The organism is Microbacterium sp. MEC084, from assembly GCF_004514465.2.
Lineage (GTDB): Bacteria > Actinomycetota > Actinomycetes > Actinomycetales > Microbacteriaceae > Microbacterium.
In genome coordinates this window covers 173,682-187,110 of record NZ_MYFP02000004.1, presented here as the reverse complement: position 1 = coordinate 187,110, position 13,429 = coordinate 173,682, and the positions used below count along the sequence as shown (strand labels likewise).

At 72.0% G+C, this 13,429-nt stretch carries 10 protein-coding genes; 2 read left to right on the top strand and 8 right to left on the bottom strand.

The genetic code is table 11. The annotated features are described in order from the left end of the window. Positions 1-101: 101 nt before the first annotated feature. Entirely contained in the window at positions 102-851 is a 750-nt protein-coding gene (locus B5M43_RS06500) for an IclR family transcriptional regulator (protein ID WP_134745423.1), read from the top strand. 45 nt (positions 852-896) lie between these two features. Here the strand turns inward: B5M43_RS06500 and B5M43_RS06495 are convergent, their stop codons facing one another. Next, the gene (locus B5M43_RS06495; protein ID WP_134745424.1) at positions 897-2,816 is read right to left on the bottom strand and encodes an FAD-binding monooxygenase; all 1,920 of its coding nucleotides are present in this window, start codon (positions 2,814-2,816) and stop codon (positions 897-899) included. A gap of 273 nt (positions 2,817-3,089) precedes the next feature. On the opposite strand from B5M43_RS06495, the gene B5M43_RS06490 reads away from it, so the two are divergent. Beyond that, positions 3,090-4,739, top strand: a complete 1,650-nt coding sequence (locus B5M43_RS06490; RefSeq protein ID WP_134745425.1) for a thiamine pyrophosphate-binding protein — start codon at positions 3,090-3,092, stop codon at positions 4,737-4,739. Between the two features lie 69 nt (positions 4,740-4,808). Here B5M43_RS06490 and B5M43_RS06485 read toward each other — a convergent pair whose 3' ends face one another. The 7 genes from B5M43_RS06485 to B5M43_RS06455 all read right to left on the bottom strand — a co-directional run bounded on the left by B5M43_RS06485 (position 4,809) and on the right by B5M43_RS06455 (position 13,372). Further along, positions 4,809-6,200, bottom strand: coding sequence for an MFS transporter (locus B5M43_RS06485; protein WP_055990407.1), 1,392 nt, complete (start codon positions 6,198-6,200; stop codon positions 4,809-4,811). Between the two features lie 228 nt (positions 6,201-6,428). Beyond that, the gene (locus B5M43_RS06480) at positions 6,429-7,541 is read right to left on the bottom strand and encodes an adenosine deaminase (RefSeq protein ID WP_134745426.1); all 1,113 of its coding nucleotides are present in this window, start codon (positions 7,539-7,541) and stop codon (positions 6,429-6,431) included. A 43-nt stretch (positions 7,542-7,584) separates the two neighbouring features. Then, complete coding sequence (locus B5M43_RS06475; protein WP_055990413.1) at positions 7,585-8,895, bottom strand: thymidine phosphorylase; 1,311 nt, start codon at positions 8,893-8,895, stop codon at positions 7,585-7,587. Continuing rightward, entirely contained in the window at positions 8,892-9,314 is a 423-nt protein-coding gene (locus B5M43_RS06470; protein ID WP_134745427.1) for a cytidine deaminase, read from the bottom strand. The genes B5M43_RS06475 and B5M43_RS06470 overlap by 4 nt, the downstream gene beginning before the upstream one ends. A gap of 1 nt (position 9,315) precedes the next feature. Continuing rightward, entirely contained in the window at positions 9,316-10,596 is a 1,281-nt protein-coding gene (locus B5M43_RS06465; protein WP_055990419.1) for an ABC transporter permease, read from the bottom strand. After that, positions 10,596-11,864 (bottom strand): ABC transporter permease, encoded by a 1,269-nt coding sequence (locus B5M43_RS06460; protein WP_134745428.1) that lies wholly within the window; start codon positions 11,862-11,864, stop codon positions 10,596-10,598. The genes B5M43_RS06465 and B5M43_RS06460 overlap by 1 nt, the downstream gene beginning before the upstream one ends. Beyond that, positions 11,861-13,372 carry an ABC transporter ATP-binding protein gene (locus tag B5M43_RS06455; protein ID WP_055990422.1) on the bottom strand — a complete coding sequence of 504 codons (1,512 nt, stop codon included), beginning with the start codon at positions 13,370-13,372 and terminating at the stop codon, positions 11,861-11,863. Before B5M43_RS06455 ends, B5M43_RS06460 begins: the two co-directional genes overlap by 4 nt. Positions 13,373-13,429: the final 57 nt, after the last annotated feature.

Here is a 13,429-nt window from a genome sequence, read left to right as displayed (position 1 = left end):
TGGCGACACCGGATCCCGTGGGGTCCGTCCGTCTCCGCGGGTCCGAGAAAATAGTCGAATCTCCGGTTCGATAATCGAACGCGGCGGCTAGGATCGGTCGCGTGAGCGAGACATCCGAGACCGTCGCCGTCGACACAGCCCGTCCCGCTGCGCGCGCGGGCGCGCAGGCCGGCTCCCAGACCCTGAGCCGGGGCATCCGGCTGCTCGAGGTGCTCGCGGCCGCGGATCGGGCCATGTCGATCGACGAGCTCGCGGCGTCGCTCGGGGTCCATCGATCGGTCGCCTACCGGCTGCTGCGCACGCTCGAGGACCACGGCCTCGTGTCCCGCGGCGGCTCCGGGCTGGTGTCGCTGGGCGCCGGCCTCGCGGCGCTCGCCGCCAGCGTGTCGCGCGATCTGCAGCAGGCCGCGCTCCCCGAGCTCGCCGAGGCGGCCGACGACCTCGGCATGACCTGCCTGCTGGTGCTGCTCGAGTCGGACGAGGGCATCACGGTCGTGAGCACTCCCCCGCGCCGCACGGTGGCGGTGTCGTACCAGCCCGGCCACCGGCATCCGATCACGCGCGGGGCGCCAGGCAAGGCGCTGTTGATGGAGCTCGCGGACACCGCGTGGCCGCCGGACGCGCCGGCGCAGCTGCGCGCCGAGATCGAGCTCAGCCGCGAGCGCGGCTACGCCACCAGCCACGACGAGGTCGTGGCGTCGCTGTGGTCGGTCGCCGTGCCGCTCGTGCTGCCGGGCCAGCCGCTGGCGGCCGTCGCGGCGATCCACGTCTCGCTGCCCCGGCCCGAGCCGGAGATCGCCGAACGGCTGCACGCCGCCGCGGCAGGCATCGCGCGCGCCCTCGGCGCCTGAGCCCGGCGCCTCCCCTCGATGGAGCGGAGGCGCCGGGAGGCGCGATCAGACGGTCGCGCGCTGCGGCACGAACACGCCCGCGAAGAACGCCGCGAGCGCGTCGGTGGCGTCGAGGGGAAGCACGTCGGCCACGTAGTGGTCCGGGCGGACGACCACGATCGCGCCGTCGCGGCTGATGCCGCGCGCCTCGAAGATGTCGTCGGCCGGATCGGCCGCGTAGACCTTCTCGTAGTCGACGACCTGGAACGGCCCCACCTTCGGCAGGAAGATCGCGGGGACGCGGTCCATCTCGACCCGCGGGTGGTCCTGCTGGTAGATCACCTTGACGTCGAACCAGGCGTCGACGTCCGCGCCCTCCGGCGTGTAGGCGACGACGGGGGAATCCGGCGCCGAGGCCAGCCATTCCGCGAGCTCGGTCGTCTTCGAGGGCTCGCCGGCCGCGGCGGCGTCGGCGAACACGTAGATGCGCCAGCGGCCGTCCGCGCGGTGATGATGGCCGAGATGCTTGGGGTTGGCGTCGCAGACGCGCACGACAGGGTTCGACTTGAAGCGCTTGCCGACGGGGAACCCGGTCGCCAGCTCCTGGCGCGCCGCGCCGTCGATGATCATCGACGGCTCGTACTGGGTCATGAAGCCGGCCGGGAACTCGATGGTCTTCATGTAGAAGTCCTCGAGCGCCGACGGATCCTCCATCTCCTCGGGCTTGGCCGCCATGAGCGTCGACCACTTCTTGTCGAACTCGATCAGGTTCACGGCGACCTGCTGGCGCTCGGCCGAGTAGGTGTCCAGCAGCGACTCGGGCGCGCGGCCCTCGAGCACGTGCGCCAGCTTCCAGGCGATGTTCCACCCGTCCTGCATCGAGACGTTCATGCCCTGGCCGGCCTTGGCGGAGTGCGTGTGGCACGCGTCGCCGGCGATGAAGACGCGCGGCGTGCGGGCGCCGTCCTCGCCGACCGGCACGTCGTCGAACTTGTCGGTCACGCGGTGGCCGACCTCGTACACGCTGCGCCACGCGACGTTCTTCACGGTGAGCGTGTAGGGGTGCAGGATGCGGTTGGCGCGGGCCTCGACCTCCTCCTGGGAGGTCTGGCGGACCCGCCCGTTGTCGTCGTGGGGCACCTCGCCGAGGTCGACGTACATCCGGAACAGGTGGTTCCCCTCGCGCGGGATGTGCAGAATGCTGCCGCCGTCGTGCGACTGGATCGCGCACTTGGTGCGGATGTCGGGGAAGTCGGTCTCGGCGAGCACGTCCATGACGCCCCAGGCGTGGAACGCCTGGTCGCCGACCAGCTTGCGCCCGATCGACTCGCGCACGCGGCTGCGCGCGCTGTCGGCGCCGACCACGTACTTCGCACGCACCGTGCGCTCCTCGCCCTCGGCGACGCCGGCCGAAGAGCCGGCGCCCTCGGCGCGGCGGAGGGTCACCTCGACGGGGTGCTCGCCGTCCTCGTCGACGCGGAGCGCGACGAACTCCCAGCCCCAGTCCGGCTCGAGGCGCCCCGGCGCATTGCGCGCATACTCGGCGAAGTAGTCCAGGACCCGCGCCTGGTTGACGATCAGGTGCGGGAACTCGCTCATGCCGTGCGGGTCGTCGGGCGTGCGTGCCGCGCGCACGATGTTCTCCGGGTTCTCGGGATCCGGCTTCCAGAAGCACATCTCCGTGATCCGATAGGCCTCCTCCGTGATCCGGTCGGCGAAGCCGAACGCCTGGAAGGTCTCGACGCTGCGGGCCTGGATGCCGTCGGCCTGACCCACCGCGAGCCGCCCTGGACGGCGATCGATGAGGCGGGTCGAGATGCCGCCGAACTGGGCCAGCTGCGCGGCCGCGATCATGCCGGCCGGGCCGGCGCCGACGATCAGCACGTCCATCTCGTCGGGAAGCTCGGGAGCGCGATCCAGGCCGATGCCCTCGGCGGGCTGCACCCGCGGGTCTCCCGACACGTAGCCATGGTGGTGGAACTGCACGGACTCTCCTGCCTCTCGAGGCCCCGCGTCGTCGTGGAGCCGGACTCGCCGCCTTCGGCGTTCGATAATCGAACGGCGCGTTCGCTTATCGATCACGGTGATTCTACGGAGCACACGCGTGCCGCGCAACCGGTTAGGATCGTGACCGTCCGGACTGGCCGCACGCCAGGACCGGTGCTCGAAAAAGGGGCACGAAGCCGACGGCGAGACACATACGGGAATCCGCAGTCCACCCGTCTCTCTCAGACACCGTCGTCTCGAAAGGCCTTCGCCATGCCCACCGTCTCCGCACACGTCGCCGCCGCGCTCTCGCGCCACATCGATCAGGTCTTCGGCCTGATGGGCAACGGCAACGCCCACCTGCTGGACGCGCTGCTGCGCGACACCGGCGCCGCCTTCACCGCCGTGCGTCACGAGGTCGGCGCGGTCGTCGCCGCCGACGCGCACTTCCGCGTCTCGGGCCGGATCGCCGCCGCCACGACCACGTACGGCGCGGGATTCACCAACACGCTCACCGCGCTCGCCGAGTCGGCACAGGCGCGCATCCCGCTCGTGCTCGTGGTCGGAGACCAGCCGACGCACGGCCCTCGCCCGTGGGACGTCGACCAGATCGCGCTCGCGTCGGCCGTCGGCGTGCGCACGTATACCGTCGGCCGCCTCGACGCGGCCGCGACCACGGTGATCGCCATCGAGCACGCGCTGGCCAACCGCACCCCGGTCGTGATCGCCCTCCCCTACGACACCCCCACGCTCGACGCGGGCCCCATCCCGCCCCTGCCCGAGCCGCGCCTCCCCGGCCCCGTGATGCCGTCGGCGGACGCGCGCGCCGCGATCACCCGCGCCGCCGAGGCCCTCGCGGGCGCCGAGCGCCCCGTGCTGCTCGCCGGACGCGGCGCCTGGCTCGCGGGCGCCACCGACGCGCTCGGTCGGCTCGCGGCCGCCGCCGGGGCCGTGACCGCGACCACCGCCCTTGGCCGCGGCGTGTTCCCGGACGGCGAGCACGACCTCGGCGTCACCGGCGGCTTCGGCGCGCCTGGCGCGATGGATCTGATCCACGGCGCCGACGTGGTCGTGGCGATCGGGGCCAGCCTGAGCCCGTTCACGATGCGCTTCGGCGAGCTGCTCACGCCCGAGGCCCGGCTCATCCAGGTCGACATCGCGCCGACCGCGACGCACCCGCGCGTGGGCGAGTACATCCGGGGCGACGCCCGGGCCGTGGCAGAGCTCCTGGCGGACGACGTCGCCCGGCTCCGCACGGCCCGCGGATCGTGGCGCGATTCCGTCGACGCCGCTCCGCTGCGGCGCCAGGTCGTCGAGGGCGGGTTCGCACCCGACGGCCGGCTCGATCCCCGCGCGGCGGCGGCCCGCATCGGCGAGCTGCTCCCGGCCGACCGGATCGTGGTGAGCGACGGCGGTCACTTCATCGCGTGGGCGAACATGTTCTGGGACGTCGCCTCGCCGGGCCGGATGGTGATGGTCGGCACGGCGTTCCAGTCGATCGGCCTGGGCTGGCCCAGCGTGGCCGGCGCGGTGCAGGCCGACCCCGAGGCGACCGTGGTGCTCACCACGGGTGACGGCGGGGGCCTGATGGCGCTGGCCGACCTCGAGACCGCGGTGCGGGCCGCGCGCGGCCGCGGCATCGCCGTGGTCTGGAACGACGCGGCCTACAGCGCCGAGGTGAACCTCTATGGCCTGAAGGGCCTGCACGAGGGCCCGATGCGCATCCCTCAGGTCGACTTCGCGGCGCTCGGCCGCGCGGCCGGCGCCGAGGGGGTCGTGGTGGAGCGCCTCGCCGACCTCGAGCGTCTCGCGACCTGGGCCGCGGAGCCGGTCGCCACCCGCCCGTTCCTGCTGCTCGACCTGCGCATCTCGGGTGACGTGATCGCGCCGTACCAGCACGAGGTCATCCGCGTGAACTCCTGACAGCACAGAGACGGAGAGGCCGCCCCGGACGGATCCGGGGCGGCCTCTTCACGTCGACGCGGGGCTGCGTCAGCGCTTGTGCCAGACGTACATGCCGTGCGCCTGCTCGTCCTCGTGCTCGGGACCGAGCGGAAGACCGCGCCGGTCGCGCAGCAGCAGGGTCGCGGTCAGGCTCGCCGCCACCATGAGGAACAGGTACAGCGTCACGCCGTCGGTCGAGCCGGTGCCCGCCACGATCGCCTGCGCGATGGTCGGGGCGAACGCGCCGCCGATGATGGCGCCGATCGCGTACGAGATCGACACGCCCGAGAAGCGGACAGAGGCCGGGAACAGCTCTGAGTACCACGCCGACTGCGGGCCGTACGAGAAGCCGAGGCCGATCGTCAGCAGGATCAGGCCGAGCGCGAGCAGGGCCACGCTGCCCGAGTTCACGAGCGGGAACACCAGCAGCACCGCGACGCCGAGCCAGATCCAGCCCATCGTGTAGGTGACCTTGCGGCCGATCTTGTCGCTCAGCCAGCCGCCGATGAAGGTCGCGATAAGCCAGGTCACCGACGACAGCGTCACGGCGCCGAGCACCTCGCCCAGCGGCAGCCCGACGGGACCCTCGGGGTTCGACGCGTAGCGCTGGATGAAGCCGCCCGTCGTCATGTAGCCGACGGCGTTGTTCGCCGCGAACACGAACGCGCACAGGATCACCAGGGGTGCGAAGCGACGGAACAGCAGGCTGATCGGGGCGCGCGCCTGCTCCTTGCGCTCGGCGATCTCCTGGAACACCGGGCTCTCCTCGACGCGGCGACGCACGTAGTGGCCCACGAGGATCAGCACGAAGCTGAACAGGAACGGGATGCGCCAGCCCCAGTCGAAGAACGAGTCACCCGGGAAGAAGAGCGTCATCAGCTGGTTCATGCCGCTCGCGAGCAGGAGGCCGATGGGCACGCCGATCTGCGGCATCGCGCCCATCAGGCCGCGGCGGTGCTTGGGCGCGTGCTCGACGGCCATCAGGACAGCGCCGCCCCACTCGCCTCCCGCCGAGATGCCCTGCAGGATGCGGAGCAGGATGAGGATGATCGGCGCGATGACGCCCGCCATCGCATACGTCGGAAGCACGCCGATCAACGTCGTGGCGGCACCCATCAGCACGAGGGTCGCGATCAGGACCGGACGGCGTCCGAACTTGTCGCCGTAGTGCCCGGCGAGGAAGGCGCCCAGCGGGCGGAACAGGAAGCTGATGCCCACGGTGGCGAACGAGATGATCGCGGCGCTGCCGGGGAACAGCTCCTTCCACGGCGCGAAGAACAGCGTCTCGAACACGACACCGGCGGCGAACGCGTAGATGAAGAAGTCGTACCACTCGACGGTGGTGCCGACGACCGTGGCGAACGCCACGCGGCGGCGGTCGGTGGAGCTGGAGATGGTGCCGGTCGGCGTGAGCGGACCGGACGCGTCTGGGGCAGACATCAGGACCTCCTTCGGTCGAGATTCTCCGGCGCATCGTCGCGCCGGGGTCGGGGGGGGAACGCTTGTTCGGATATGGAACGCTACGTTCACATACGGAATCGGGCGATTCGGATGCGACGCTACACCACGACAGCCCTGGAGGGCCAGCATAATGTGACCGATCGATCGGTCAGTAAGTCCGCAGCGACAGCCGCCCCTTGACGCGATCCCGCGGGAGGTGCGTGAGGATCAGGACCCGAAGCCCTCGCCGATGAGCTCGATGAGCTCCTCGCGGTCCTCGACGGGTAGGAACGCGCCGGCCGCCGCGTTCAGCTGGAAGGTCTCGAGGTCGTCGAGCCCGTAGCCGAACACGGCGACGAGCTGGGCCAGCTCCCGGGTCAGCGAGGTGCGGCTCATCAGGCGGTTGTCGGTGTTGACCGTGACCGCGAACCCGAGCTGGTAGAGCAGGTCGAACGGGTGGTCCTCGAGCGTCTTGCCCCAGGCCGCGACCGCGCCCGTCTGGAGGTTCGACGAGGGCGACAGCTCGAGGGGGATCTCGCGGTCCCGCACCCACCGCGCGAGGTCGCCGAAGCGCACCCGCACCTCCTCGCCTTCGCGGCTGACGACCTCGAGATCCTCGGCCAGGCGCACGCCGTGACCGAGCCGCAACGCGCGCCCGTCGATCAGCGCGGAACGGATCGAGTCGAGCCCCGCCCCCTCGCCCGCATGGATCGTGGTGGGCAGGAACGCGTGGGCGACGATGTCGATCGCCTCGCGGTGCCCCGAGGCGGGGAACCCGTCCTCCGGTCCGGCCAGGTCGAAGCCGACCACGCCCTCGTCGCGGAAGTCCACCGCGAGCCGGGCGATGTCGGCCGAGCGGGCGTTCTGCCGCATGGCGGTGAGCAGCTGCCCGACCCGGATGCTGCGTCCGGCGTCGTCCGCGGCGTCCTCGCCCTGCTCGATCCCCTCCTGCACGGCCTCGACCGCCTCCTCGAGCGTGAGGCCGCCCGCGAGGTGCTGCTCGGGCGCCCAGCGCACCTCGCCGTAGATCACGCCGTCCGCGGCGAGGTCCTCGACGAACTCGCGGGCGACGCGCGTGAGGCCGTCGCGGGTCTGCATGACGGCCGTGGTGACCGCGAAGGTCTCGAGGTACTTCTCGAGCGACCCGGAATCGCTCTGCCGCGCGAACCACGATGCCAGGCGGGCCGGGTCGGTCTCGGGCAGGTCGACGCCGGCGGCGTCCGCGAGCTCCACGATCGTGTCGGGCCGCAGGCCGCCGTCGAGGTGGTCGTGCAGCGACACCTTGGGCAGACTGCGGATCGACACACCCTCCACGCGGGCGTCGCCGAACGGATCGATCATGGGGTGCTCCTCGAGGACGGTGATGCCGGTGGCGGACGGAGGGTCAGGACGCGGTGATGCGCTCGCGCACGAGCGGGGACCTGTCGGGCTCGGCGTCGCCGATCTCCCACGCCCCCTCGAGCACCTCGAGCGCGCGGGCGAAGCGGCTGTCGTCGGGTCCGCCGATCGTGAAGAGCGGCTGGCCCGCGGCGACGCGGTCGCCGGGCTTGGCGTGCAGGTCGATGCCCGCCTCGTGCAGCACGGGGTCCTCCGCGCGGGCGCGGCCGGCGCCGAGACGCCAGGCGGCCACGCCGAAGCCGTAGGCGTCCATGCGGGTGACATAGCCGTCGCGCGGGGCCGTGACGACGTGCGTCTCGGCCGGGACGGGAAGGGGCGCGTCCGGGTCGCCGCCCTGGGCCTCGATCATCCGGCGCCAGGCGTCCATGGCCCGGCCGTCGCGCAGCGCGGCCTCGACGTCCGCGTCGGGTTGCCCCGCGAGCGCGAGCATCTCCCGGGCGAGCGCGACCGTGAGCTCCACGACGTCCGCGGGACCGCCGCCGGCGAGCACCTCGACCGACTCGCGGACCTCGTTGGCGTTGCCGATCGCGAGGCCGAGCGGAGTGTCCATGTCCGTGAGCAGCGCGGTTGTGCGCACGCCGGAGTCCGTGCCCAGCTCGACCATCGTCCGCGCGAGCTCGCGCGCCCGGTCGAAGTCCTTCATGAAGGCGCCCGAGCCGAACTTGACGTCGAGCACGAGCGCATCCGTACCCTCGGCGATCTTCTTCGACATGATGCTCGAGGCGATGAGCGGGATGGCCTCGACCGTGCCGGTGACGTCGCGCAGCGCGTAGAGGCGCTTGTCGGCGGGCGCCAGCCCCGACCCGGCCGCGCAGATCACGGCGCCGACGTCGCGCAGCTGCGCGGTCATCTCGTCGTTCGACAGCGCCGCGCGCCAGCCGGGGATCGACTCGAGCTTGTCGAGCGTGCCGCCCGTGTGACCGAGGCCGCGTCCGGACAGCTGCGGCACCGCGACGCCGAACGCGGCGACCAGCGGTGCGAGCGGCAGCGTGATCTTGTCCCCGACGCCGCCGGTCGAGTGCTTGTCGGCCGTGGGCTTGCCGAGGCCCGCGAAGCTCATCCGCTCCCCCGACGCGATCATCGCGTCGGTCATCACGCGGATCTCGTCGCGGTCCATGCCGTTGAGCAGCACCGCCATCGCGAAGGCCGCCATCTGCGCGTCGGCGACGTAGTCGCGCGTGTAGGCGTCGATCATCCAGCGCAGCGCGTCCTCCGGGACCCGCCCGCCGTCGCGCTTCGCGCGGATGACGTCGACCGCGTCGAAGGGCTCGACGGCGCCGTTCTCGGTCGCGCTCATCGGCTCGCCTCCTCGAGGTCGCGGGGCCCGAACGCGTCGGGCAGCACCTCGTCGATCGTGCGGATGCCGGACACCGTCTCCAGAAGCATTCCGGTGACGGCATGCTCGGAGAGCAGCTGCCGGCAGCGGCCGCACGGCATGATCGTGGCGCCGTGGGCGTCCACGCACACGAACGCGATGAGCTTGCCGCCGCCGGTGCGGTGCAGGTCGGACACGAGACCGCACTCAGCGCACAGCACCACGCCGTAGGCGGCGTTCTCGACGTTGCATCCCGACACGATGCGCCCGTCCGACACGAGGGCCGCGGCCCCGACCTTGTAGCGCGAGTACGGCGCGTACGCGTGCTCCATGGCCTCGGTGGCGACGGCGCGCAGCTCGTCCCAGTCGATGTCCCCGGAGGGGAACTGATCGTCGCTCATCTCATCCCTTGATGTACGGCTTGCCCGCGGCGGCCGGCCCGCGCGACTGCCCGACGAAGCCCGCGACCGCGAGGATCGTGACGACGTAGGGCAGCATCTGCATGAACTGGCCGGGGATCGGCGATCCCAGCACGGTGAGCAGGTTCTGGAGGTTGGTCGCGAAGCCGAAGAGCAGCGCCGCGAGGGCCGCGCGGATCGGGTCCCAGCGACCGAAGATGACCGCCGCGAGCGCGATGAAGCCGAGGCCGGCCGTCATGCCCTCGCCGAACTGCGGCACCGACACGAGCGTGAAGTACGCGCCGCCCGCGCCCGCGATCACGCCCGCGAGGCACACGTTCCAGAAGCGCGTGGGGTTGACCTTGATGCCGACCGTGTCGGCGGCCTGCGGGTGCTCGCCGACCGCGCGCAGGCGCAGGCCCCAGCGGGTGCGGTAGAGACCCCAGGCGACGAGCGCGACCGTCGCGTACATCAGGTAGACGATGAACGGCTGGTTGAACAGCACGGGCCCGAGCACCGGGATCTCCACGAGGCCCGGGATCGGCAGGCGCGGGAAGGTCGCGGGGCGGTTGAGCACGAGCTCGTTGGGCACGAGGAGGATGCCGTAGAGGAAGCCCGTGAGGCCCGTGACCAGCACGTTGAGCACGACGCCGACGATCACCTGATCGACCAGGTACTTGATCGAGAACGCCGCCAGCACGAGCGCGACCAGCACGCCGCCGATCATGGCGCCGATCAGGCCGACGTACGGGCTGCCGGTGACGCTGCCCAGGATGGCCGCGGAGAACGCGCCGAGGAGCAGCTGTCCCTCGATCGCCACGTTGACCACGCCCACGCGTTCGCCGATGACGCCGCCCAGCGCGCCGAACACGATCGGCACCGAGATGGACAGCGCGCCGCCGAACAGGTTGACGACGGGCACGAGGCCGCCGGCGCCGGACCAGGTCAGGAACGCGAACAGCGCGATCAGCCCGAACGCGAGCGTGAGCCACAGGCGCGTGCGCCGGTAGGCCCAGACGTCCCACACCGCGACCGCGGTGAGGGCCGCGAGCAGCACGAGGCTCGTGAGCACGGCCGGCGCCGTGGGCACCGAGACCTCGCCGAGCGAGAGCGCCTCTCCCCCGCCCAGGCCGAAGCGCGTGACGCCGTCTCGGCCCGCCAGCAGGAACAGCGCGCCGAGCAGCACGGTCACCACCGCGAGCGTGATCGCCGGCTTGGGGTGACGCACCCGCACCGTGGGGTGGACGACCGGGGCCTCCGGGTCGAGGGTCGCCGTCGTGGTCATCAGGCCACCGCCTTCCGCGCCGCCTTGGCCCTGGCCCTGGCGCTCTTCTCGGCCTCGCTCTTGGGCAGGAAGAAGATCGTGCGCACGAGCGGCGGGGCCGCGACGAACAGCACGACGAGCGCCTGCACGACCAGCACGAAGTCGATCGGGATGCCCGCCGCCTGCATCTGGTACGCGCCGGCCTTCAGCGCGCCGAACAGCAGGCCCGCCGCGAACGTGCCCCACGCGCGGCTGCGCCCGAGCAGCGCCACCGTGATGGCGTCGAAGCCGAAGCCGGCGTCGATGTGGGAGTTGAAGCCGGTCGTGACCGCGCCCTGGATCTGGTTCATGCCGGCGAGGCCCGCGAGCGCGCCCGCGAACAGCATCGCGTAGACGTACACGCGCGGCACCGAGATGCCGGCGGTGCGGGCGGCGCTCGGATTCTCGCCCACGGCGCGCATCCGCAGCCCCAGCGCCGAGTGCTCGAGCAGCCACCAGACGAACACGGTGGCGAGCACCACGATCAGGAAGCCGAGGTCCAGGTTCGGGAAGCGCGGGCCGAGCAGGTCGGGGAAGACCGCGCCGGCCGGCGTCGCCTCGGTGATCGGCTGGGTCGTGCCGGCCTTCTGCAGGACGCCCTGCGTGCTGACCATCCACTCGACCAGGAGCACGCCGACGTAGTTGAGCATGATCGTGAGGATCACCTCGTGCGCGCCGGTGCGGGCCTTCAGCAGGCCCGCGATGCCGGCCCAGATGGCGCCTCCGATCAGGCCGCCCGCGAGCGTCACCGGCAGCTGGAGGGCGGCCGGCAGATCGAGCTGGAACGTCAGCAGCGCGGTGAAGGCGGCGCCGAAGACGATCTGGCCCTGCGCGCCGATGTTGAACAGCCCGACCCGGAACGCGACCGCGACGCCGAGGCCGGCCGCGATCAGCGGTGCGGCGGCGCCGAGCGTGTTGGTCAGGGAGCGGATGCCCGTGAGGAAGTCGTCCGCGCGCGTGTTGTAGATCGCGCCACGGAACAGCGCGTCGTAGCCGGCGACCACGGCGTTCCACGCCGCCGAGAGGGTGTCCGCCGGGCGCGCGAAGAAGTAGCCGGACGCGGCGGCCACGTCCTCGTCGGTGAACGCGATCAGCACGCCGCCGACCACGAACGCCGCGACGAGAGCGAGCACCGTGGTGACGATGCTCCCCCTCAGGATCTCGCGCAGGAGGACGCTCCCCCGCGGCGGGGGTGCCGCCGGGGCCGTGTGCGGCCGCGGCGCCTGGGGCGCGGGCGTGGTCTCGGTCATGCTGCGGTCTCCTGTGCGCCGGCCATCATGAGGCCCAGCACGTCGCGCGGGGTGTCGGCGGGGACGATGCCGACGATCCTGCCCCGGTACATCACGGCGATCCGGTCGGCGAGCGCGACGACCTCGTCGAGCTCGGTCGACACGACGATCACGGGCACGCCCGCGTCGCGCGCGGCGACGATCCGGGCGTGGATGAACTCGATCGACCCGACGTCCACGCCGCGCGTGGGCTGGGCCGCGAGCAGCAGGCTGAGCTCACGGCTCATCTCGCGCGCGACGACGACCTTCTGCTGGTTGCCGCCGGACAGGGTGCCGGCCGGCGTGAGGGGGCCCTGGGCGCGGATGTCGAACTCGTCGATCCGCTCGCGCGCGAAGCGATCCAGCGCTCCGCGCTGAAGCGTGCCGGCCTTGACGAACTCGGGAGCGCTCGACCGGTCGAGGATGAGGTTCTCGGCGATCGACATGCCGCCGACCAGGCCGTCGATCTTGCGGTCCTCGGGCACGAAGCCGACGCCCGCCTCGAGGATCGAGCGCACGCTCTGCCCCACGAGCTCGCGGCCGTCGAGCGTGATCGAGCCGGCGACCCGGTCCTGCAGCCCCACGAGCGCCTCGGTGAGCTCGGTCTGGCCGTTGCCCTGCACGCCCGCGATGGCGAGGATCTCGCCGGGCCGCACCTCGAAGTCGACGTCGTCCACGAGCACCGCGCCCGTGGGCGAGACGACGCGAAGGCCGCGGACCTCGAGCCCGCCGGTCGTGGCGGGGGCCGCCGGCTCCTTGTGCACGGTCAGCTCGACCGCGCGACCCACCATGAGCGAGGCGAGCTCGGCGTTCGTCGACTGCGGCGACGCCTCCCCCACGACCTTGCCGCGGCGGATGACGGTGATCTTGTCGGCGACCTCGCGCACCTCGCGCAGCTTGTGGGTGATGAAGACGATGCCCGTGCCCTCGTCGCGCAGCTGGCGCATCATGGCCATGAGCTCGTCGGTCTCCTGCGGCGTGAGCACGGCCGTCGGCTCGTCGAACACGAGCACCTTCGCGTCGCGCGAGAGCGCCTTGATGATCTCGACCCGCTGCTGGACGCCCACGGGCAGGTCCTCCACGAGCGCGTCCGGGTCGACGTGGAATCCGAACCGGTCGGCGACCGTGCGCACCTGCTCGCGCGCGGCGTCCAGGTCGAGGCGGCCGAGCGCGCCGGTGCGCTCGTGACCGAGCGCGACGTTCTCGGCGACGGTGAAGACCGGGACCAGCATGAAGTGCTGGTGCACCATGCCGATGCCGGCGGCCATCGCGTCGCCCGGCCCGCGGAATCGCTGCGGCACGTCGTCGAGCAGGATCTCGCCCTCGTCGGCCTGGTAGAGGCCGTAGAGCACGTTCATCAGCGTCGACTTGCCCGCGCCGTTCTCCCCGAGGAGGGCATGGATCTGGCCAGGCTCGACCGTGAGATCGATGTGGTCGTTGGCGACGAGACTGCCGAATCGTTTCGTGATCCCGCGGAGCTCGAGCTTCATGTGTGGCACCCTATCGCGCGCGTCTGTCGAGGTGGAGGAGCGGCCGCATGACGCGGG

Bases quoted from the DNA above. Each gene is read 5' to 3' on its own strand.
- B5M43_RS06460 (WP_134745428.1), bottom strand. From the start codon at position 11,864: ATGACCGAGACCACGCCCGCGCCCCAGGCGCCGCGGCCGCACACGGCC.
- B5M43_RS06490 (WP_134745425.1), top strand. From the start codon at position 3,090: ATGCCCACCGTCTCCGCACACGTCGCCGCCGCGCTCTCGCGCCACATC.
- B5M43_RS06480 (WP_134745426.1), bottom strand. From the start codon at position 7,541: ATGATCGATCCGTTCGGCGACGCCCGCGTGGAGGGTGTGTCGATCCGC.
- B5M43_RS06455 (WP_055990422.1), bottom strand. From the start codon at position 13,372: ATGAAGCTCGAGCTCCGCGGGATCACGAAACGATTCGGCAGTCTCGTC.
- B5M43_RS06465 (WP_055990419.1), bottom strand. From the start codon at position 10,596: ATGACCACGACGGCGACCCTCGACCCGGAGGCCCCGGTCGTCCACCCC.
- B5M43_RS06470 (WP_134745427.1), bottom strand. From the start codon at position 9,314: ATGAGCGACGATCAGTTCCCCTCCGGGGACATCGACTGGGACGAGCTG.
- B5M43_RS06475 (WP_055990413.1), bottom strand. From the start codon at position 8,895: ATGAGCGCGACCGAGAACGGCGCCGTCGAGCCCTTCGACGCGGTCGAC.
- B5M43_RS06485 (WP_055990407.1), bottom strand. From the start codon at position 6,200: ATGTCTGCCCCAGACGCGTCCGGTCCGCTCACGCCGACCGGCACCATC.